We start from the raw sequence: 19,866 nt of genomic DNA, 5'->3' as shown, positions 1-19,866 counted from the left end.
GGAGGGCTACTCGAACACGATGCTCGGCACGGCGGCTTCGGCCGCGCCGCGCTCTTCCTGGACCCGATCCCAGACCTTCGAGGCGATGTCGCGATAAATCTTCGCCTCGGCGCCCTCGGGCTTGGAGGCGACCACCGGCGTGCCGGCGTCCGAGCTTTCGCGGATGCCCATTTCCAGCGGCACCTCGCCGAGGAAGGTGACGCCGAGGCGCTCGGCCTCGCGGCGCGCCCCGCCATGGCCGAAAATGTCGTAGCGCTTGCCGGTGTCGGGTGCGAGGAAGTAGCTCATGTTCTCGACGATGCCGAGCAGCGGCACGTCGACCTTCTTGAACATGTTGAGGCCCTTGCGCGCGTCGATCAGCGCCAGGTCCTGCGGAGTGGAGACGATGACGGCGCCGGCAAGCGGCACCTGCTGCGCTATGGTGAGCTGGGCGTCGCCGGTGCCGGGCGGCATGTCGACCACCAGCACGTCGAGCGGACCCCATTCGACCTCGCGGAGCATCTGCGTCAGCGCCGACATCACCATCGGGCCGCGCCAGATCATCGGCGTCTCCTCATCGACGAGGAAGCCCATCGACATGACCTTCAGCCCATAATTCTGCATCGGCTTCAGGATCTTGCCGTCGACCGTCTGCGGCCGGCCATGGATGTTGAGCAGCCGCGGCATAGACGGGCCATAGATATCGGCATCGAGCACGCCGACCTTCAGCCCATTGGCGGCGAGGCCGAGCGCCAGGTTGACGGCGGTGGTCGACTTGCCGACGCCGCCCTTGCCGGAAGCGACGGCGATGATGGCGTCGATGCCGGGCACGCCGCGCCTGCCGTGGCTGTGCGAAGCCGGCGCCTGTGGCGCGGGACGCTGTGACGGCTGCGGGGCTGCGGGCCTCGGCGCTGCCGGGCGCGCCGGAACCGGCGCTTCCATGCCGCCGCCCTTCTTCTCCGCCGTCAGCGCGACGACGGCGCTGGCGACGCCGGGGATGGCCTTCACCGCGCGCTCGGCCGCGGCGCGCAGCGGCTCCAGTTCCTGGGCGCGCGCGGCGGGAACGGTGATGGAGAAGAACACCTTGGAATCGGCGATGAAGATCTCCGAGACCATGCCGAGATCGACGATGTTGCCGGTGAAGTCCGGCCCGTTCACCGTCTTCAGGCGCTCGATGACGGATTCCTTGGTGACGGTCATTGATCTTTCCTCGGGACTTTGGCGTTCCAGATAGTGCAGTTTCCCGCCAGAACCAAGCCGTGGCGCAATCGCTCAGCCGGCGTGCCCCGGAAAGCGACGGATGATGTCGGATCTGCCAACCGGCATTCGAGCCCTGTCATGGCCAAACGAGCCGCCCGCGCTATCTCCCTTGCCATCACGACAAGCGTGAAGGAATCGTCATGCTCGAAAACAGCAATGCGACAGCCAATCTCGCGGTGAAAGACCTGGAAAAGGCCAAGGCGTTCTACGAGGGAATGCTCGGCCTCAAACAGGTCGACGACATGGGCGGCGAACTCGTCGTCTATAAAGCGGCGACACGCTCCGTCTACCATTCGCAATTTGCCGGCACCAACAAGGCAACGGCGGTGACGTGGACGGTCGGCGACCAGATCGAGCCGATCGTCAAGTCGCTGCGGGCGAAAGGCGTCAGCTTCGAGCACTACGATATGCCCGGGCTGACGCTGGAGGGCGACATCCATGTCGGCTACGGGATGAAAGTCGCCTGGTTCAGGGATCCCGACGGCAACATCCTGAACCTGGTGGACAAGTAGCCCCGCTACGAGTTGAGGCCGATCATCCGGCCAACCGTGTGACGAGATAGGTCAACGCCGAGATCGCCGCCGTCGCCGGCAGGGTGATCACCCAGGCGACGACGATGTTGCCGGCAATGCCCCAGCGCACGGCGGAGACGCGGCGGGCGGCGCCCACGCCGATGATGGCGCCGGTGATGGTGTGGGTGGTCGAGACCGGAACACCGAGCCAGGTGGCGGCGAAAAGCGTGATGGCGCCGCCGGTCTCAGCGCAAAAACCCTGCATTGGGTTCAGCCGCGTGATCTTCGATCCCATCGTGTGCACGATGCGCCAGCCGCCGAGCAGCGTGCCCAGGGCCAGCGCCGACTGGCAGGTGAGGACCACCCACAGCGGCACGTAGAAGCTCTGGCCGAGCATACCTTGCGAATAGAGCAGCACGGCGATGATGCCCATGGTCTTTTGCGCGTCGTTGCCGCCATGTCCCAGCGAATAGAGCGAGGCGGAAAAGAACTGCAGCACGCGAAACGTGTTGTCGACGGCGAATGGCGTCTGGCGCACGAACAGCCAGGAGACGACGAGAACCAGGACGAGCGCCAGCACGAATCCGGTCGCCGGCGAGAGCACGATCGCCGCGACCGTCTTGCCGAGCCCGGACCAGACGATGGCGCCGGTCCCGGCCTTGGCGACGCCGGCGCCGACCAGCCCGCCGATCAGGGCGTGCGAACTGCTCGACGGAATGCCGGCGACCCAGGTGACGATGTTCCAGACGATGGCGCCGACAAGTGCCGAGAAGATCACCGCCGGCGTGACGATGCTGGCGTCGACAATGCCTTTCCCGACCGTCTCGGCCACATGCAGGCCGAAGAACAGGAAGGCGATGAAATTGAAGAAAGCCGCCCAGAACACTGCGTAATGCGGCCTGAGCACCCGGGTGGAAACGATGGTGGCGATCGAATTGGCGGCGTCGTGCAGGCCGTTCAGGAAATCGAAGAACAGGGCCACGGCGACGAGGCCGATCAGCAGCGGAAAAGCGATCGTGGCCTCCATCGCCTAAACGTTCTCGATCACGATGCCGCTGATCTCGTTGGCGACGTCCTCGAAGCGGTCGACCACCTTTTCCAGCTGGCCGTAGATCTCCGAGCCGATCAGGTAAGCCATCGGGTCGCTGCGGCCGTGATGCCTGAACAGATCCTTGAGGCCCTGCTCGTGCAGGTCGTCGGCGCGGCCTTCGACGCGCATGACCTCCTCGGCGATGGCGTTGAGGCGCGCTGCGTTGGCGCCGACCTTGCCGAGCAGCGGGATCGCCTCCGCGACCAGCCGGGCTGCCTGGACGATGACGCCGCCCATTTCCCGCATCAGCGGGTCGAACTCCCTCACCTCGAACAGTTTCACCGTCTTGACGGTCTTGTGCATCATGTCGATGGCGTCATCCATCGACTGGATCAAATCCTTGATGTCGCCGCGATCGAAGGGCGTGATGAAGGAGCGCCGAACGGCAAGCAGGACCTCGGCGGTGATGCCGTCGGCCTCGTTTTCGAGATCGACGATCGTCTGGCACCAGCCGTCGATGTCCTCGCCGTTGAGAAGATGCTGAAGGGCTTCGGCGCCGCCGACCACAGTGCGCGAATGCCGCTCGAACAGATCGAAGAAGCGATCCTCGCGCGGCAACAGCTTGCGAAACCAGCCCAGCATGTCGTCCTCCTCAATCCGCCCTACCCCACATAGCGCCATGTGCGGCGCGGGAAAACAGATAGCCGGCTCAAAAATGTGGACGAGGTCCGATTGTGCGTGCGTCTTGCGAAGCGATGCGATTTCCCCGACCTTGAGCTAAACCGCGTTGGATCGGATAGCATGATCGACAAACTGGAGTTCTTTCTGGCACTGGCCAAGGAGGAGCACTTCGGCCGGGCGGCGGAGGTGTGCGGCGTCACCCAGCCGACGCTGTCGGCCGGCATCAAGCAGCTCGAGGAGCAGCTCGGCGTCATGCTGGTGCTGCGCGGCTCCCGCTTCCAGGGGCTGACGCCGGAAGGCAGGCAGGTGTTGGGCTGGGCGCGACGCATCGTCGGCGACACAAGGACGATGCGCGAGGAGATGCGGGCGGCGCGCCACGGCCTTGCCGGCCGTATCCGCATCGCCGCCGTTCCGACGGCGCTGGCAATGGTGGCGCGGCTGACGACGCCGTTTCGCGAAAAGCATCCGGGCGTAACCTTCTCCATCCTGTCGCGGACCTCGATCGAGGTGCTGTCGCTGCTCGGCAATTTCGACGTCGATGCCGGCATCACCTATCTCGACAACGAGCCGCTCGGGCGCGTCATCAGCGTGCCGCTCTATGACGAGCGCTACCAGTTGATCACCGCGGTCGGGAACCCCTATTCCGATCGCGACAAAGTGACGTGGGCCGAGATCAGCCAGCTGCCGCTCTGCCTGCTGACGCCTGACATGCAGAACCGCCGCATCATCGACCAGCATCTGGCGGAGGCCGGCGTGCAGGTCCGGCCGACGCTGGAATCCAACTCGATGATCGTGCTGTTCTCGCATATCCGCACCGGCAAATGGTCGTCGATCATGCCGCTCAACCTCGCGGAAACGTTCGGCTTTTCGGAGCCGATCCGGGCCATTCCGATCGTCGAGCCGGACGCCAGTCACACGGTCGGTCTGGTGGCAGCACCCCGCGAGCCGCACACGCCGCTGGTGCAGGCGCTGCTGGACGAGGCGATGGCGCTGGCAGACGATTTCCGCCGTCATCGCTAGGTTAGAGAATGCGGGCCACCGCTGTTCGATAGGAAATTTCTATCGATCGACGGGAGCGCTTTATTGATTTCGGAGGTTTCCTCTGATTTCGTAAGGACTTAGCGATATTGCGCCCTATGCATGTCGTTGCCCCGAAAACGCTCTATATCCTGGGGTGACATACATTGGCCGCCACGACCAGGGAGGGCGCTGCGTGACCATGCAGGCCGCAAGTACCGAGATCGCGTCGCGCACGGCGGCGATCATTGATGAGATGAAGGGCCTCGAGGGCCCGCTGCTGCCGATCCTGCACAGCATACAGGAAGAGTTCGGATACGTTCCGAAGGACGCGTTGCCGGTGATCGCCGACGGGCTGAACCTTTCCCGCGCCGAAGTGCATGGCGTGGTCAGCTTCTATCACGATTTCCGCGCCAAGCCCGCCGGACGGCATGTGCTCAAGCTCTGCCAGGCGGAAGCCTGCCAGTCGATGGGGTCGGATGCGGTCGCGGCCAAGGTCAAGCAGCTGCTCGGCATCGATTTCCACGAGACCACGCGCGACGGATCGGTTACACTGGAGCCGGTCTACTGCCTCGGGCTTTGCGCCTGCTCGCCGTCGGCGATGCTCGACGGCGAAGTCATCGGCCGGCTCGATGACGAGAAGATCGAAGAGATCGTCGCGGAGGTGCGTTCATGATCCCGCGCATCTATATCCCCGCAGATTCCGGCGCGCTGGCGCTCGGTGCCGAGAAGGTCGCCAGGGCGATCGAGAAGGAGCTCAAGGAGCGCGGCGTCGAGGCCAAGATCGTGCGCAACGGCTCGCGCGGCGCCTATTTCCTCGAGCCAATGGTCGAAGTGGCGACCGACAAGGGTCGCGTCGCCTACGGGCCGGTCAAGCCGTCCGACGTCAAGAGCCTGTTCGACAGCGGTTTTCTCACCGGCGGCCACCACAAGCGCTGGCTGGGCGCGCCCGACAAGATCCCCTTCTTCGCCAAGCAGACGCGGCTGACCTTCGCGCGCTGCGGCATCAACGATCCGCTGTCGCTCGATGCCTACAAGTCGCTGGGCGGCCTGCGCGGCCTGCAGAACGCCGTCGCCATGACGCCGGCCGATGTCGTCAAGCAGGTTACCGAGTCGGGCCTGCGCGGCCGCGGCGGCGCCGGCTTCCCGACCGGCATCAAGTGGAAGACGGTGCTGGATACGGCTGGCGCGCAGAAATACATCGTCTGCAACGCCGACGAAGGCGACAGCGCCACCTTCGCCGACCGCATGATCATGGAAGGCGATCCCTTCGTGCTGATCGAAGGCATGGCGATCGCCGGCATCGCCACCGGCGCGACCAAGGGTTTCGTTTATATCCGCTCGGAATATCCGCATGCGGTGGCGACGATGAACAAGGCCGTCGCGATCGCCCGCAAGGCCGGCGTGCTGGGCCACAACGTGCTGGGCTCGCCCAACGCCTTCAACATGGAGATCCGCGTCGGCGCCGGCGCCTATGTCTGCGGCGAGGAAACCTCGCTCTTGAACAGCCTCGAGGGCAAGCGCGGGGTGGTGCGCGCCAAGCCGCCGCTGCCGGCCATCCAAGGCTTGTTCAGCAAGCCGACGGTGATCAACAACGTGATCAGCCTGGCCTCGGTGCCTGTAATCATGGACAAGGGCGCCGCCTTCTACAAGGATTTCGGCATGGGCCGCTCGCGCGGCACGATCCCGATCCAGATCGCAGGCAACGTCCGGAATGGTGGCCTGTTCGAGACGGCCTTCGGCCTGACGCTGGGCGAGATCGTCGACGACATCGGCGGCGGCACGGCTTCCGGGCGTCCGGTGAAGGCGGTGCAGGTCGGCGGGCCGCTCGGCGCCTATTTCCCGCGCGCGCTCTTCGACACCCCCTTCGACTATGAGGAATTCGCCAAGCGCGACGGACTGATCGGCCATGCCGGCATCACCGTGTTCGACGACACGGCCGATATGCTGAAGCAGGCGCGCTTTGCAATGGAGTTCTGCGCCATCGAGAGCTGCGGCAAGTGCACGCCCTGCCGCATCGGCTCGACGCGCGGCGTGGAGGTTCTGGACAAGGTCGCCGCGGGCATCGAGGCGGAGAAGAACCTCGCTCTGGTCACCGACCTCTGCAACACGATGAAGTTCGGATCGCTCTGCGCGCTGGGCGGCTTCACGCCCTACCCGGTGATGAGCTCGATCACGCATTTCCCCGAGGATTTCAAGCCCGCGCCAGCGCGCGTGGCGGCTGAATAGGAGCTGGCAGATGAACATCAAGGCCGACTTCCCGACACTCATCGAAGAGATCGACTACGGAACGCCGGAGTCGAAAGCGACGAGGCAGGTCACGCTGACGGTAGACGGGCAGAGCATCACGGTGCCGGAAGGCACTTCGATCATGCGCGCGGCGATGGAGGGCGGGGTCGAGATTCCGAAGCTTTGCGCCACCGACATGCTGGATTCCTTCGGCTCCTGCCGCGTCTGCCTGGTCGAGATCGAAGGGCGCGGCGGCACGCCGGCCTCCTGCACGACGCCGGTCGGCGAAGGCATGGTGGTGCGCACGCAGTCGGACCGGCTCGACGCCATCCGCCGCGGCGTCATGGAGCTCTATGTCTCCGACCATCCGATGGCCTGGAACGAGAAGGCCGGCACCGGCGCCAGCGAGTTCGACGCGGTCGCGAAGTCGGTGGGTCTGACCGAAAACCGCTACGGCGTCGAGGGCCGCAATCACGTCAAGGAAGAAGGCGGCGTCGCGCCCGGCCATGGCTCGCTCGCGGTCGACTATATCGCCCGTGACGAATCCAACCCCTATTTCACCTACGACCCGGCGCAGTGCATCGTCTGCTCGCGCTGCGTGCGCGCCTGCGAAGAGGTGCAGGGCACCTTCGCGCTGACCATCGAGGGCCGCGGCTTCGAATCGCGCATGGTCGCCGGCATGCATGAGGATTTCATCGCTTCGGAATGCGTCTCCTGCGGCGCCTGCGTGCAGGCCTGCCCGACCGATGCGCTGCGCGAGAAGACGGTGCTGGAAAAAGGCATGCCGGAGCGCTCGGCTGTCACCACCTGTGCCTATTGCGGCGTCGGCTGCTCGTTCAAGGCCGAAGTGAAGGATGACGAGGTCATCCGCATGATGCCCTACAAGGACGGCAAGGCGAACCACGGCCATTCCTGCGTGAAAGGCCGGTTTGCCTATGGCTACGCCACGCACAAGGACCGCATCCTGTCGCCGATGATCCGCGAGAAGATCACCGATCCGTGGCGCGAAGTGAGCTGGGAAGAGGCGATCGCCCACACGGCGAAGGAATTCCGCCGCATCCAGTATCAGTATGGACGCACCGCGATCGGCGGCATCACCTCCTCGCGCTGCACCAACGAGGAGACCTATCTCGTCCAGAAGCTGGTGCGGCAGGGCTTCCGCAACAACAATGTCGACACCTGCGCGCGCGTCTGCCATTCGCCGACCGGCTACGGGCTCGGCCAGACCTACGGCACCTCGGCCGGTACGCAGGATTTCGATTCGGTCGAGTTCACCGACGTCGCCGTCATCATCGGCGCCAATCCGGCGTCCGCCCATCCGGTGTTCGCCTCGCGGCTGAAGAAGCGGCTTCGCCAGGGCGCCAAGCTGATCGTGCTCGATCCGCGCCGCACCGAGATGGTGAAATCGGCGCATATCGAGGCCGACTATCACCTGCCGCTGAAGCCCGGCACCAATGTGGCGGTGCTGACGGCGCTGGCGCATGTCATAGTCACCGAGGGCCTCTACAACGAAGCCTTCGTGCGCGAGCGCTGCGACTGGGCCGAGTTTCAGGACTGGGCGTCCTTCGTCGCCCTGCCGGAGAACAGCCCGGAGACGGTCGGCAAGCTGTCCGGCGTCGACCCTGAAGCCATCCGGGGTGCCGCGCGCCTTTACGCCAAGGGGGGCAATGGCGCGATCTATTACGGCCTCGGCGTCACCGAACACAGCCAGGGCTCGACCACGGTGATGGCGATCGCCAACCTCGCCATGGCAACCGGCAATATCGGCCGTCCGGGCGTCGGCGTGAATCCGCTGCGCGGCCAGAACAATGTGCAGGGCTCCTGCGACATGGGTTCCTTCCCGCATGAGTTGCCGGGCTACCGCCACATCTCGGGCGAAGCGGTGCGCGACATCTATGAGAGCCTGTGGGGTGTGAAGCTGGACGACGAGCCCGGCCTGCGTATCCCCAACATGCTGGACGCCGCCGTCGACGGCTCGTTCAAGGGCATCTACATCCAGGGCGAGGACATCCTGCAGTCCGATCCCGACACCAAGCATGTCGCCGGCGGTCTCGCCGCTATGGAATGCGTCGTGGTGCACGACCTCTTCCTCAACGAGACGGCCAACTACGCGCATGTCTTCCTGCCGGGTTCGACCTTCCTCGAGAAGGACGGCACCTTCACCAATGCCGAGCGCCGCATCAACATGGTGCGCAAGGTCATCGAGCCGAAGGCGCGCTACGCCGACTGGGAGGCGACGCAGGAGCTTGCCCGCGCCATCGGGCTCGACTGGAACTATACCCATCCGTCTGAGATCATGGACGAGATCGCCAAGACGACGCCGAGCTTCGCCGGCGTCTCGTTCGAGCTGCTTGACCGTGTCGGCTCGGTGCAGTGGCCCTGCAACGAGAAGGCGCCGCTCGGCACGCCGATCATGCATGTCGACGGCTTCGTGCGCGGCAAGGGCAAGTTCATCCGCACCGAATATGTGGCGACGGACGAGCGGACAGGCCCGCGCTATCCGCTGCTGCTCACCACCGGCCGCATCCTGTCGCAGTACAATGTCGGCGCGCAGACCAGGCGCACGGAGAACGTTGCTTGGCATGCCGAGGACCGGCTGGAGATCCATCCGCATGACGCCGAGGTTCGCGGCGTGCGCGAAGGCGACTGGGTGCGGCTGGCGAGCCGCTCCGGCGAAACCACGCTGCGCGCGCTGATCACCGACCGCGTCTCGCCCGGTGTCGTCTACACGACCTTCCACCATCCGGACACGCAGGCCAATGTGATCACCACCGACTTCTCGGACTGGGCGACCAACTGTCCGGAATACAAGGTCACCGCCGTGCAGGTGGCGCCGTCCAACGGCCCGACCGACTGGCAGAAGGACTATAACGAGCAGGCCAAGCAGAGCCGGCGTATCGCCCCGCTGGCGGCAGCGGAGTAGTCCTTGGGCGCGCGCCGCAAAGCGACGACGCAAATTACGCGGCTCGCGCATCGCGCCGGCGGCACCGCGGCCGCGAACCGCATGGTGCCGGAAGAGACGCCGGTGGCGTTCTCCTTTGCCGGCACCACGCATGCGGTGATGATGGCAAGCCCAGCCGATTTCGAGGATTTCGCGCTCGGCTTCTCGCTGACCGAGGGTATCATCGCCGATCCGAAAGAAATCGAGGCGATCGAGGTCGAGGATCTCGGCGCCGGCATCGACATCCAGATCAGGCTGAAGGACCAGGCCAACACGCGCTTCCAGGCGCGGCGGCGCCGGCTGGCCGGACCGGTCGGCTGCGGCTTGTGCGGCATTGAGTCCATCGAGGAGGCGATGCGCTCGGTCGAGGCAGTTGGTGCGTCAAAACTTACGCTTCAAGCGGAAGACATCACGAGCGCCGTCCGGTTGCTGTCGAAGGTTCAGCCGCTGCATGCCGAGACCGGCGCGGTGCATGCGGCCGGCTTCTACGTGCCCGGCAAGGGCGTCGTGATGGCGCGCGAGGATGTCGGGCGGCACAATGCGCTGGACAAGCTCGCCGGCGCGCTGGCCAAGGCAGGCATCGATGGCGCAAGCGGCGCGGTCGTGGTGACCTCGCGCGTCTCGGTCGAGATGGTGCAGAAGACGGCCGCCATCGGCGCTTCGATCATCATGGCGGTTTCGGCGCCGACGGCGCTTGCCATCCGCACGGCGGATGCCGCCGGCATGACGCTGGTGGCGCTGGTGCGCGGCGACGATTTCGATATTTTCACCCACCCCGAACGGGTGGCTTCCGGAGTTGCCAAGCATGTCGCATGACGAAGACCACATCGCCAGCACCAGGGAAAAGCTGGTGCGCATGGCCAACCAGATCGCCACCTTCTTCCACTCGAAGCCGCGCGAGGAAGGCATTGCCGGGCTGGCGGAGCACATCAACAAATTCTGGGAACCCCGGATGCGGCGGCAGCTCTTCGAGCTGCTCGACGGCGACGCTGAGGATTTCGACGCGTTGGTGATCGCGGCCTCGGCCAGGATCAAGCGGCCGATCTCCCCTGCGGAGGCCGACAGGAAGCTTGGGGTCACAGCCTTTCCGGCCGATATCGCCGCTTCGCAGGAATGATGTAGCGACCGGACGGCGTTATATTCCTTTCCGCTAAAGTTTAAGCTGCCGCTATCGGCACGGCTCTGCTATGGTTGGCGGCAGAAAGTCGTCTGGCCGGGCGGGGTAGTTCGCGTGAGGCCGATCGAGACCAGATACGCCCGTAGCGGGGATGTGCGGATCGCCTATCAGGTGATCGGCCAGGGCTCTTTCGATCTCGTCTTCGTACCGGGCTTCATCTCCAATCTCGACCTGCATTGGGAAGACGAGGGCTACAGCCGCCTCTTGAAACGGCTCTCCGCCTTCTCGCGGCTGATCCTGTTCGACAAGCGCGGCACCGGGCTATCCGACCGCGTCGACACCCGCCACCTGCCCAGCCTCGAGACGCGCATGGACGATGTCCGAGCGGTGATGGACGCCACAGGCAGCGGCCGTGCCGCTATCCTCGGCGCCTCGGAAGGCGCGCCGATGGCGATGCTGTTCGCCGCCACCTATCCGGAGCGGACGCGGGCGCTGGTGCTCTACGGCGGCTATGCGCATTTCCACAAATGGGTGATGCCGCCGGAACGGCTGGAAGCATTCATCGAGACGGCGGAAACATCCTGGGGCACCGGCGCGACCTTGCCCAATTTCGCGCCGGGCCGGGTCGACGATACCCACTTCACTCAGTGGTGGGGCCGGTTCGAGCGGCTGTCGGCCAGCCCGACGGCCGCTACGGCGCTTGCCCGCATGAATGCCGGCATAGACGTGCGCGACATGCTCGGGACGATCAGCGTGCCGACTTACCTGATCCATCGCCGCAACGACGCCCGAGTCGATCCCGACGCCAGCCGCTTCCTGGCCAGAAAGATCCCAGGCGCCCGCCTGGTCGAGATTTCGGGGCGCGACCACCCGATCTGGACCGGCGACGTCGACCGCGTGGCCGACCTGATCGAGGAATTCCTGACCGGGGAGCCGACGGTGGCCGTTGTGGAACGCGTGCTCGCAGCACTTCTGGTGACACGCATCTACGACACCGCGCGGCTCGGCGACCGCTTGTGGAGCGAACGCAGCCTGCGCTTCCAGGAGAACTGGCACATGCTGGTCGGCCGCCATGGCGGGCGCGTCGCCGGCACGCATGGCGAGCTGATGATCTCGCGCTTCGATGGCCCGGCGCGTGCCGTGCGCTGCGCGGCGCTGCTGCGCGAGGCGGCCCAGGAAATTGGCGTGGCAAGCGCGCAAGGGGTGCATGTCGGCGAGATCGAAATACGCGGACCGCCGACGGGGCTGACAGCGCGTGTGGCCATGCAGCTTGCCGCCCATGCCGAGCGCGGGCACATCCTCTGCTCAAGGCTGGTCGCCGACCTGGCCGCGGGTTCCGGGCTGCATTTCACCGATGCCGGCCGAATCAGCCTCGACGAATTGGACGAGCCGCTGGCGCTGGTGCAGGTGACGGCCGAACAGCATCTGGAGCCGGCCTGCCGTCCCAAGCCCAAGCCGGCCGAACCGGCAACGCTGACGGCTCGCGAGAGCGAGGTGGTGAGCCTGATCGCCGACGGCAAGAGCAATGCCGCGATCGCAGCCGAGCTCGACCTCAGCGAGCACACGGTCAAGCGCCATGTCGCCAACATATTGCTCAAGCTCGACCTGCCGTCGCGGGCGGCGGCAGCGGCATTCTCGGCCAGGCATGCTGGCCCGGACGGGCCATGAGAGCCATGGCGCTTTCGGGCGAAGCGGTCGGGACGCGTAGGAGGTATCAATTATCCCAATGCAGGCAGCCAGGAAGGCACTGCGGGGCCATGGAGAGACAAGATGTTGACCAAGACAAAGACGGTGGACGGCGCGGCGATCAAGAAGGCGATCGAGGGCCGTGACGGCAAGTTGCTGTCGAGCTTCTACACCGACGATGCGCTGGTGCGCGTCGTCGACCGCAACAACCCGCCGAGCAAGCCGCGCGAAATCCGCGGCCGCGCGGCGATCAGCATCTTCTGGGACGACATCTGCAGCCGGGCGATGACCCACAAGGTCGACGCCACCATCGCAGAGGGCGACAACCTCGCCTTCATGCAAGCCTGCGCCTATCCGGACGGCACCAAGGTGGTTTGCGCGGCGATGCTGGAGCTGAGGAACGGCCTGATCGCGCGGCAGACCGTCGTGCAGGCCTGGGACGAATAATCAATCGCGGACAAATCAACAGCGGCCTCGGCCGCAGTGGTGAGGGAGAACCGAGATGTTCAGCGCCAGATGGCAGATCGACGCCAGGTTCGGCCACAAGCAGACCGCACTTGAGCTGATGCGGAAATGGGAGCGCGAGATCGGCTCGCAGATCGGTCTGGCCGACCTGAATTTCCGCCTCATGACGGGTTCGATCGGCGCGCGCGAAGCGACGATCGAGTCCCATCACGAGGTTGAAAGCCTGGCCCAGCTGGAAGCGTTCTTTGCCAAGATCGCCAAAATCGACGCGCACGCCAAGTGGGGCAAGGAGCTGGAGCCCTATGTGGTGTCGGGCACCAGCCAGTGGCAGATCTTCCGGATCGTGGAATAGTTGATTGCGAAATAGCCGAGGGCCGAAGAGGCAGCGGCGAACATGACGGGAAGAGCGGCGGCGAGGCAGGCGGCCACTCGACGTCACCGGATCGACCCAAATCAGGAACCGGCCCGTCGGTCAGTCACGGCATCCGCTTTGGCTGCCGTGCCAATGGCTCTCCCGGGCCATGCCCCGCTGGTCCTTTCGGGCGAAGCGGCGGGGGCCGGATTGGTGCAATGTGCTCTTCCTGCACCAGCCAACGCATCCGCCCGACGAGGCGAGCAAACGAAGCAACACATGCGTCGCGTCGGCGCGCCATGCGCCGGCGCAATCAAGGGAGCAAACCAATGACCGACGAAGCCCATGCAAAACTGCGTGAAAGCCTGCGCGGGGAGATGATCCTGCGCGACGATGCCGGCTATGACGAGGCCCGCAAGGTCTATAACGGCATGATCAAAAAGCGCCCGCTGCTGATTGCGCGCTGCGCCGATGTCGCCGACGTGATCGCCGCCGTGAAATACGCCCGCGACAACGACCTGCTGATCGCCGTGCGCGGCGGAGGCCACAACGGCGCCGGACTGGGGATCTGCGACAACGGTCTCGTCATCGACCTGTCGATGATGAAGGGTGTCCATGTCGATCCGAAAACGCGCACCGTGAGAGTCGGGCCGGGCTGCAATTCAGGTGACGTGGACCATGCCACCCATCCTTTCGGGCTCGCCGTTCCGGCCGGCATCGTCTCGACCACCGGCGTTGCCGGCCTGACCCTCGGCGGCGGTACAGGCTATCTCACGCGCAGATACGGTCTCACCATCGACAATCTGGTCGAAGCCGATCTGGTGTTGGCCGACGGCAAAGTGGTGACCGCCAGCAAAGCCGAGAACCCCGATTTGTTCTGGGCGCTTCGCGGCGGCGGCGGCAATTTCGGCATCGTGACCAACTTCCTGTTCCAGGCCCATCCCGTGAACATGATCTTCGGCGGCCCGGTGTTCTGGGAGGCCAAGGACGCCATGGCCGTCATGCAGACCTATCGCGACTATCTGCCGGAGGCGCCGGAGGATCTCGGCGCGTTTGTCGGCCTGAAGACCGTTCCCTCGACCGATCCCTTCCCGCGCGAATATTGGGGCAAGCGCGCCTGCGCCATCATCTCCTGCTACAACGGCAGCGAGGAGGACGGGCGCAAGGCCATGGCGCCGCTGCTCGACAATCTGCCGCCGCCGATCTTCAACTGGATGGGTGTGATGCCGTTCCCGGCCTTGCAGGCAATGTTCGACCCGCTGCTTCCGAAAGGCCTGCAATGGTACTGGAAGGGCGATTTCGTCAGGTCGCTTCCCGACGAAGCCATCGCGACCCATATCGCGCAGGCCGCCGCGGCGCCAAGCGAATTGTCGCTGATGCATCTTTACCCGATCGACGGCGCCGTTCGCCGCGTCGGCAAGAACGAGACGGCATGGAATGCGCGCGACGCGACCTGGTCGATGGTCATCGCCGCCATCGATCCCGATCCGGCCAAGGCCGCCGACCTCACCAAATGGGCCAAGACCTACTGGGCGAGCATCCATCCCCACAACGGCGAAGGCGGCTACGTGAATTTCATGATGGAGGACGAAGGAGAAGCGCGCGTGCAGGCGAGCTATGGCGCAAACTACGAGCGGCTTAGCCAGGTGAAGCGCATCTACGACCCGTTCAACATCTTTAGGGTCAACCAGAACATCAAGCCCGCGGCATCGGAGATGCAAGGGAGGACGGCCGCTTAAACCGCGTCGCGCTGAGCCGGGCTCAGGCGACGCGGTTTAAGTCTTTGTTTTGATGCATGTCGTTGTCCCAGAACCGCGCACACTTCTGGGCGACATGCATTAGTTCTTACGCCGCCTCCGCCCACGTAGGGGATAGAGGCCGGATTGCCATCGGATTTGCTACGGGCAATGGGCAATCCGGCCCCTCTCGCAAGGGACTAGCCGTGCGCCACCATGACGTGGCGGACAGCCGTGTAATCCTCCAGCGCGTAGAGCGACATGTCCTTGCCGTAGCCTGACTGTTTCAGGCCGCCATGCGGCATCTCGTTGGTCAGCATGAAGTGCGTGTTGATCCAGGTGCAGCCATATTGCAGACGAGCGGCGGTCGCCATGGCGCGCGCGACGTCCTTGGTCCACACCGACGAGGCAAGGCCGTAGTCGCTATCGTTGGCCCAACTTACTGCTTCGTCTACGTCCGCGAAGCGGGTGATGGAGACGACCGGGCCGAACACCTCGCGGCGCACGATCTCGTCTTCCTGTAGCGCGCCGGCGACCACCGTCGGCTGGTAGTAGAAGCCGGAGCCCTCCCCCGGCTTGCCGCCGGTGGTGATCTCGATGTGCTTCAGTTCGGAAGCGCGCTCGACGAAGCTCGACACGCGGTCGCGCTGGCGGCGCGAGATCAGCGGGCCGATCTCGTTCTCGGTGTCGTCAGGCTGGTTGTATTTGATGGTCGAGACAGCGGAAGAGAGATCGGCGACCAGCTTGTCGTAGATCTTCTTGCCGGCATAGATGCGGCAGGCGGCGGTGCAGTCCTGGCCTGCATTGTAATAGCCGAAGGCGCGCAGGCCATTGACCACGGCGCCAAGATCGGCGTCGTCGAAGACGATGACCGGCGCCTTGCCGCCAAGCTCCAGATGCGTGCGCTTGACCGATTTGGCGGCCGCCTGCAGCACCTTCTTGCCGGTGGCGACATCGCCGGTGATCGAGATCATGTTGACCTTGGGGTGGTTGATCAGCGTGTTGCCGACACTGTCGCCGCGGCCGAGCACGACATTGACGACACCCTCGGGCAGGATTTCGGCGAGGATCTTCGCCAGCTTGAGCGATGTCAGCGGCGTCTGTTCCGATGGTTTGAAGACGACCGTGTTGCCGCCGCCGATCGCCGGCGCCAGCTTCCAAGCCATCATCATCAGCGGATAGTTCCAGGGCGCGATCGAGGCGACGATGCCGATAGGGTCGCGCCGCACCATCGAGGTGTGGCCCGCAATATATTCGCCGGCCACCTGACCGGGCATTGAGCGCACCGCGCCGGAGAAGAAGCGGTAGCAGTCGACGATCGCCGGGATCTCGTCATTGAGCACGGCATTGATCGGCTTTCCGCAATTCAGCGCCTCTAGCGCCGCGAACTCCTTGGCTTCCGCCTCGATGCGGTCGGCGATCTTGAGCAGGTAGCCGGAGCGCTGCGCCGGCGTGGTACGCGACCAACTGACGAACGCTCGCTCGGCGGCACTGACGGCCGCCTCGATCTGCGCCGGGCTTGCTTCCGGCAGGTTGAGGATGGTTGCCCCGGTCTTTGGATTGAGGATCGGCTCCTCGGTTTCGGTGCCCTTCTCGAATTTCGAGCCGATGAGCATCTGGGTGTCCATTGGGTTTCTCCCTGATTAGGAGCGAATAGGGAGTAGCGAATAGGGAGATCGACAGCCGAACCGTATTCGCTACTCGCTATTCGCTACTCGCTGTTTTCATTTCCCACTCCCCGCGATCTGGTCGCCGTCGCGGGTCAGGTAATAGGCAACGAGGATCGGCAGCAGCGTCACCAGCACGACGACCATAGCAACGACATTGGTGACCGGGCGCTGGCGCGGACGGATCAGCTCCTCCAGCATCCAGATCGGCACCGTCTGCTGCTGGCCGGCGGTGAAGGTGGTGACGATGACCTCGTCGAAGGAGAGCGCGAAGGCAAGCATGCCGCCGGCGAGCAGGGCGGTTGCGATGTTCGGCAGCACGACATGCCGGAAGGTCTGGAAACCGTCGGCGCCGAGATCCATCGAGGCTTCGATCATCGATCCCGAGGTGCGGCGGAAGCGGGCGACGGCGTTGTTGTAGACGACGACCACGCAGAAGGTGGCGTGGCCGAGCACGATCGTCCAGAACGAAAAGGGAATGTCGGCCAGCGAAAAGGCCGAGCGCAGCGCGATGCCGGTGATGATGCCGGGCAGCGCGATCGGCAGGATGACCAAGAGCGAGATGGCCTCGCGGCCGAAGAAGTGGGTCTGCGAGACGGCGGCGGCGCAGAGCGTGCCGAGCACCAGCGCGATCGCCGTCGAGATGGCGGCGACGCGGACCGACAGCGACAGCGCATCCCATACGTCCGGCCGGTTCCAGGTAACGGCGAACCATTGCGTGGTGAGCCCCGGCGGCGGCCAGACGAAACTCTTCTCTTCCGTCGTGAAGGCGTAGACGAAGATCAGCAGGATCGGCAGGTGCAGGAACAGCAGGCCGCAGGCGGCGGCGATCTTCAGGCCGAGCGGAGCACGTTGGCCACGGTCAGAGCGCATCGAAAGCCCCCATGCGCTTGGCGCCCCAGAGATAGAAGCCCATGATGACGATGGGCACCACGGTGAAGGCGGCGGCCAACGGGATGTTGCCGGCGGTGCCCTGCTGCGAATAGACGGCCTGGCCGATGAAGAGGCGTGACGTGCCGATAATCTGCGGGATGATGTAGTCGCCCAAGGTCAGCGAGAAGGTGAAGATCGAGCCGGCGACGATGCCGGGCAGCGCCAGCGGGAACAGCACGTTGCGGAAGGTCTGGCCGGGCGAGGCGCCGAGATCGGACGAGGCCTCGACCAGGTTGCCGGGCACGCGCTCGAGCGCGGCCTGCACAGGGAGGATCATGAAGGGCAGCCAGACATAGACGAAGACGATGAAGGTGCCGGTGAAGGAGACCGACAGCGAGTTGCCGCCGACGATCGGCAGCGACAGCCAGGCGTCGAGCAGCCAGAGCAGGTTCAGCTTGGCGAGCAGCCAGGTGAGGATGCCTTCCTTGGCGAGGATCAGCTTCCAGGCGTAGATCTTGACCAGGTAGCTGGACCACAACGGCAGCATGACGCCGAGATAGAACAGCGCCTTCCAGCGGCCGCGCGCATAGCGCGCCGCGTAATAGGCGATGGGGAAGGCGATGACCGCCGAGGCAAGCGTGACGAGTGCCGCCATCGTCACCGTACGCAGGATGATGTCGAGATTGGCGGCCTGCAGCAGATCGCCATAAGTCTTTAGCGTGAACTCGCGGTTGATGAGGCCCGAGAACTCGTCGATCGAGAAGAAGCTCTGTGCCAGCAGCGCGAAGAGCGAGCCGATATAGACGATGCCGAGCCACAAAAGCGGCGGGGCGAGCATCAGGGTGAGCAGGAATTTCGGGCGGCGCCAGAAGAGGTCGGAAAGCGCGCCGCGCATGCCGCCGCTGACTGGCAGGATGGCGGGAGTGGGGTTGGACTGAACAGCGGCGATGGTCATGGCGCCACCGCGTGTTGAGGGCGATCGTGGGAGAGGCCGCGATCCTTCGCCCCCCTCTCTGTCCTGCCAGACATCTCCCCCTCAAGGGGGGAGATCAGCAGTTTCTCGGCCTCGCCAATTCTGACACGTTGGAGATTGGCGAAACCCGAAGGGACAGCCAATCTCCCCCCCTGAGGGGGAGATGTCCGGCAGGACAGAGAGGGGGGCCTCGCACAAGCCTTCATCACGCCGGCTCATCCATCAGATGCAGGCTATCGCGGTTGAAGGTGAGCGTCACCGCCTCGCCTTCGGCCGGCAGCGCCGTTCCCGCCGGCACCACCGCGTGCAGCCTCAACCCCTCGGCATCGAGCGCCAGCCTTGTCGTGGCGCCGAGATAGTTGGTGCCGACCAGGCGCGCGGCGACGCCGTCGCCACTGGTCGCGCTTGAAACGCGGATGGATTCCGGGCGCAGGCTGCCCCAGCGATGCTGGCCGGAATAGCGCTGAACGAAATCCGGCGGCAGCACGTTGGACGAGCCGACGAAATCGGCGACGAAGCGCGTGTTCGGCCGCTGATAGATATCTTCCGGCGTGCCGACCTGCATGATCCTGCCGTCGTTGAAGACGGCGACGCGGTCGGCCATGGACAGCGCTTCGCCCTGGTCGTGGGTGACGAAGACGAAGGTGATGCCGAGCGCCTTCTGCAGCGACTTCAATTCCTCCTGCATGTTCTCGCGCAGCTTGAGGTCGAGCGCGCCGAGCGGCTCGTCGAGCAACAGCACCTTGGGCTGGTTGACCAGCGCCCGGGCGAGCGCGACGCGCTGGCGCTGGCCGCCGGAAAGCTGGCCTGGGCGGCGCGCGCCATAGCCCGGCAGGCGCACCAGCGACAGCGCTTCCTCCGCAGCCTTCAGCCGCTCGGCCTTGCCGACGCCCTTGACCATCAGGCCGTAGGCGACGTTGTCGAGCACGTTGAGATGCGGGAACAGCGCATAGTCCTGGAAGACGGTGTTGACGTTGCGACGATAGGGCGGAACGCCTTCGGCGCGCTCGCCGAAGATGGAGATCGAGCCAGCCGTCGGCTGCTCGAAACCGGCGATCAGCCGTAGACACGTCGTCTTGCCGGAACCGGACGGCCCGAGCATGGCGAAAAACTCGCCCGGCGCGATCTCCAGATCGACCGCATCGACCGCGCGCACGCTGCCGAAATGGCGTGAGACTTGTTTGAAGGAAACGGCAGAGGTCATGGGCCCCGTCAGTTCAGTTCCGGTTGAACGAAGGCGAGTTCGCGCGGCGCTCTACCTCCCCCTTCGATGGGGGAGGTCGCAGCGAAGCCGCGGGTGGGGGTGACAGCGCGAACCATCAGACAGCCCCACCCTGACGCTCAAGCG

18 protein-coding genes are annotated in these 19,866 nt (G+C 65.0%); 11 read left to right on the top strand and 7 right to left on the bottom strand.

What is annotated here, in order from left to right:
• Nucleotides 1–6: 6 nt before the first annotated feature.
• Complete coding sequence (locus tag EJ068_RS19120) at nt 7–1,179, bottom strand: Mrp/NBP35 family ATP-binding protein (RefSeq protein WP_127249819.1); 1,173 nt, start codon at nt 1,177–1,179, stop codon at nt 7–9.
• Between the two features lie 200 nt (nt 1,180–1,379).
• Between EJ068_RS19120 and EJ068_RS19115 the strand changes: the two genes are divergently transcribed.
• A complete protein-coding gene (locus EJ068_RS19115) occupies nt 1,380–1,751 on the top strand; it encodes a VOC family protein (RefSeq protein WP_129554691.1) in 372 nt (123 codons plus the stop codon).
• 22 nt (nt 1,752–1,773) lie between these two features.
• On the opposite strand, the gene EJ068_RS19110 is transcribed toward EJ068_RS19115, so the two are convergent.
• Both EJ068_RS19110 and EJ068_RS19105 read right to left on the bottom strand, forming a co-directional pair.
• Nucleotides 1,774–2,778, bottom strand: a complete 1,005-nt coding sequence (locus tag EJ068_RS19110) for an inorganic phosphate transporter (RefSeq protein ID WP_126079695.1) — start codon at nt 2,776–2,778, stop codon at nt 1,774–1,776.
• Nucleotides 2,779–2,781: 3 nt separating this feature from the next.
• Nucleotides 2,782–3,423, bottom strand: a complete 642-nt coding sequence (locus EJ068_RS19105; protein WP_127249817.1) for a DUF47 domain-containing protein — start codon at nt 3,421–3,423, stop codon at nt 2,782–2,784.
• 159 nt (nt 3,424–3,582) lie between these two features.
• On the opposite strand from EJ068_RS19105, the gene EJ068_RS19100 reads away from it, so the two are divergent.
• From EJ068_RS19100 to EJ068_RS19055, 10 genes are all read left to right on the top strand, one after another.
• The gene (locus tag EJ068_RS19100; protein ID WP_126079697.1) at nt 3,583–4,482 is read left to right on the top strand and encodes a LysR family transcriptional regulator; all 900 of its coding nucleotides are present in this window, start codon (nt 3,583–3,585) and stop codon (nt 4,480–4,482) included.
• Between the two features lie 193 nt (nt 4,483–4,675).
• Nucleotides 4,676–5,155, top strand: coding sequence for a formate dehydrogenase subunit gamma (locus EJ068_RS19095; protein WP_126079698.1), 480 nt, complete (start codon nt 4,676–4,678; stop codon nt 5,153–5,155).
• Nucleotides 5,152–6,708, top strand: coding sequence for an NADH-quinone oxidoreductase subunit NuoF (locus tag EJ068_RS19090; protein ID WP_127249816.1), 1,557 nt, complete (start codon nt 5,152–5,154; stop codon nt 6,706–6,708). The genes EJ068_RS19095 and EJ068_RS19090 overlap by 4 nt, the downstream gene beginning before the upstream one ends.
• A gap of 10 nt (nt 6,709–6,718) precedes the next feature.
• Entirely contained in the window at nt 6,719–9,631 is a 2,913-nt protein-coding gene (gene fdhF, locus EJ068_RS19085) for a formate dehydrogenase subunit alpha (protein WP_127249815.1), read from the top strand.
• 3 nt (nt 9,632–9,634) lie between these two features.
• A complete protein-coding gene (fdhD, locus tag EJ068_RS19080) occupies nt 9,635–10,465 on the top strand; it encodes a formate dehydrogenase accessory sulfurtransferase FdhD (protein WP_127249814.1) in 831 nt (276 codons plus the stop codon).
• The gene (locus EJ068_RS19075; protein WP_127249813.1) at nt 10,455–10,766 is read left to right on the top strand and encodes a formate dehydrogenase subunit delta; all 312 of its coding nucleotides are present in this window, start codon (nt 10,455–10,457) and stop codon (nt 10,764–10,766) included. The genes fdhD and EJ068_RS19075 overlap by 11 nt, the downstream gene beginning before the upstream one ends.
• A 114-nt stretch (nt 10,767–10,880) precedes the next feature.
• Nucleotides 10,881–12,434 carry an alpha/beta fold hydrolase gene (locus EJ068_RS19070; protein WP_126079703.1) on the top strand — a complete coding sequence of 518 codons (1,554 nt, stop codon included), beginning with the start codon at nt 10,881–10,883 and terminating at the stop codon, nt 12,432–12,434.
• A 102-nt stretch (nt 12,435–12,536) separates the two neighbouring features.
• Nucleotides 12,537–12,899, top strand: coding sequence for a nuclear transport factor 2 family protein (locus EJ068_RS19065; RefSeq protein WP_126079704.1), 363 nt, complete (start codon nt 12,537–12,539; stop codon nt 12,897–12,899).
• 55 nt (nt 12,900–12,954) lie between these two features.
• The gene (locus EJ068_RS19060; RefSeq protein ID WP_127249812.1) at nt 12,955–13,269 is read left to right on the top strand and encodes a hypothetical protein; all 315 of its coding nucleotides are present in this window, start codon (nt 12,955–12,957) and stop codon (nt 13,267–13,269) included.
• A gap of 329 nt (nt 13,270–13,598) precedes the next feature.
• Nucleotides 13,599–15,008 carry an FAD-binding oxidoreductase gene (locus EJ068_RS19055; RefSeq protein WP_127249811.1) on the top strand — a complete coding sequence of 470 codons (1,410 nt, stop codon included), beginning with the start codon at nt 13,599–13,601 and terminating at the stop codon, nt 15,006–15,008.
• Nucleotides 15,009–15,205: 197 nt separating this feature from the next.
• On the opposite strand, the gene EJ068_RS19045 is transcribed toward EJ068_RS19055, so the two are convergent.
• The 4 genes from EJ068_RS19045 to EJ068_RS19025 all read right to left on the bottom strand — a co-directional run bounded on the left by EJ068_RS19045 (nt 15,206) and on the right by EJ068_RS19025 (nt 19,722).
• Nucleotides 15,206–16,633: a gamma-aminobutyraldehyde dehydrogenase gene (locus tag EJ068_RS19045; RefSeq protein ID WP_127249810.1), complete on the bottom strand. Its 1,428-nt coding sequence runs from the start codon at nt 16,631–16,633 to the stop codon at nt 15,206–15,208.
• Between the two features lie 96 nt (nt 16,634–16,729).
• On the bottom strand, nt 16,730–17,545 hold the full coding sequence (locus EJ068_RS19040; protein WP_127249809.1) for an ABC transporter permease: 816 nt from the start codon (nt 17,543–17,545) through the stop codon (nt 16,730–16,732).
• A complete protein-coding gene (locus EJ068_RS19035) occupies nt 17,535–18,440 on the bottom strand; it encodes an ABC transporter permease (protein WP_189342111.1) in 906 nt (301 codons plus the stop codon). The genes EJ068_RS19040 and EJ068_RS19035 overlap by 11 nt, the downstream gene beginning before the upstream one ends.
• 283 nt (nt 18,441–18,723) lie before the next feature.
• A complete protein-coding gene (locus EJ068_RS19025) occupies nt 18,724–19,722 on the bottom strand; it encodes an ABC transporter ATP-binding protein (protein ID WP_126079710.1) in 999 nt (332 codons plus the stop codon).
• Nucleotides 19,723–19,866: the final 144 nt, after the last annotated feature.

The sequence above is a fragment of the Mesorhizobium sp. M2A.F.Ca.ET.043.02.1.1 genome (assembly GCF_003952405.1).
GTDB lineage: Bacteria > Pseudomonadota > Alphaproteobacteria > Rhizobiales > Rhizobiaceae > Mesorhizobium.
The sequence above is the reverse complement of the archived record's forward strand: the minus strand, read 5'-3'. Positions and strand labels throughout refer to the sequence as shown.

Coding starts and splice junctions, on each gene's coding strand:
- EJ068_RS19035 (WP_189342111.1), bottom strand. CDS start 18,440: ATGCGCGGCGCGCTTTCCGACCTCTTCTGGCGCCGCCCGAAATTCCTG.
- EJ068_RS19040 (WP_127249809.1), bottom strand. CDS start 17,545: ATGCGCTCTGACCGTGGCCAACGTGCTCCGCTCGGCCTGAAGATCGCC.
- EJ068_RS19105 (WP_127249817.1), bottom strand. CDS start 3,423: ATGCTGGGCTGGTTTCGCAAGCTGTTGCCGCGCGAGGATCGCTTCTTC.
- EJ068_RS19065 (WP_126079704.1), top strand. CDS start 12,537: ATGTTGACCAAGACAAAGACGGTGGACGGCGCGGCGATCAAGAAGGCG.
- EJ068_RS19025 (WP_126079710.1), bottom strand. CDS start 19,722: ATGACCTCTGCCGTTTCCTTCAAACAAGTCTCACGCCATTTCGGCAGC.
- EJ068_RS19045 (WP_127249810.1), bottom strand. CDS start 16,633: ATGGACACCCAGATGCTCATCGGCTCGAAATTCGAGAAGGGCACCGAA.
- EJ068_RS19120 (WP_127249819.1), bottom strand. CDS start 1,179: ATGACCGTCACCAAGGAATCCGTCATCGAGCGCCTGAAGACGGTGAAC.
- EJ068_RS19110 (WP_126079695.1), bottom strand. CDS start 2,778: ATGGAGGCCACGATCGCTTTTCCGCTGCTGATCGGCCTCGTCGCCGTG.
- EJ068_RS19060 (WP_127249812.1), top strand. CDS start 12,955: ATGTTCAGCGCCAGATGGCAGATCGACGCCAGGTTCGGCCACAAGCAG.
- EJ068_RS19055 (WP_127249811.1), top strand. CDS start 13,599: ATGACCGACGAAGCCCATGCAAAACTGCGTGAAAGCCTGCGCGGGGAG.
- EJ068_RS19100 (WP_126079697.1), top strand. CDS start 3,583: ATGATCGACAAACTGGAGTTCTTTCTGGCACTGGCCAAGGAGGAGCAC.
- EJ068_RS19090 (WP_127249816.1), top strand. CDS start 5,152: ATGATCCCGCGCATCTATATCCCCGCAGATTCCGGCGCGCTGGCGCTC.
- fdhF (WP_127249815.1), top strand. CDS start 6,719: ATGAACATCAAGGCCGACTTCCCGACACTCATCGAAGAGATCGACTAC.
- EJ068_RS19115 (WP_129554691.1), top strand. CDS start 1,380: ATGCTCGAAAACAGCAATGCGACAGCCAATCTCGCGGTGAAAGACCTG.
- EJ068_RS19075 (WP_127249813.1), top strand. CDS start 10,455: ATGTCGCATGACGAAGACCACATCGCCAGCACCAGGGAAAAGCTGGTG.